Origin of the sequence: Ruoffia sp. FAM 20857, from assembly GCF_045528645.1 — a bacterium.
Taxonomy (GTDB): domain Bacteria; phylum Bacillota; class Bacilli; order Lactobacillales; family Aerococcaceae; genus Ruoffia; species Ruoffia halotolerans.
The window spans coordinates 1-422 of record NZ_JBGQRB010000125.1 but is presented as its reverse complement, the minus strand read 5'-3'; the positions used below and the strand labels follow the sequence as shown (position 1 = coordinate 422).

Annotated in this window: 1 protein-coding gene; it reads left to right on the top strand. The window is 46.0% G+C overall.

The genetic code is table 11. The annotated features are described in order from the left end of the window. Positions 1–422, top strand: a 422-nt coding sequence (locus tag ACEN4N_RS11520) for an IS30 family transposase (RefSeq protein ID WP_407094271.1), incomplete at both ends; no start/stop codon positions are given.

Here is a 422-nt window from a genome sequence, read left to right as displayed (position 1 = left end):
GTAAGTGTGTCCTTCCTGCAGACCAACAAGTCTACATTAAAGAAAAAGTCTCACAGGGCTGGACACCCGATGTCATTATCGGGCGTAAAGAAAAACCCATTGACTGTTCCATGCGGACGCTTTATCGGCGTTTCAAGGAAAAGGTGTTCGATGAAAAAACCTTACCCATGAAAGGAAAACGTAAGCCAAATGGGCATCAAGAACGTCGCGGAAAACAAGCCTTCAAGCGAAATATCGTGGAAAGAGAGGTAGACTATCCAGCGTTCACCGAAGAATTCGGTCATCTCGAAGGAGATACCATTGTGGGTGTTCACCACAAGAGTGCTGTTATCACGCTAGTAGAGCGTCTTTCCAAAATCATCATCACTTTGAAACCGGATGGCCGCAAAGCCAGTGACATTGAACAGAGGATGAACCAATGG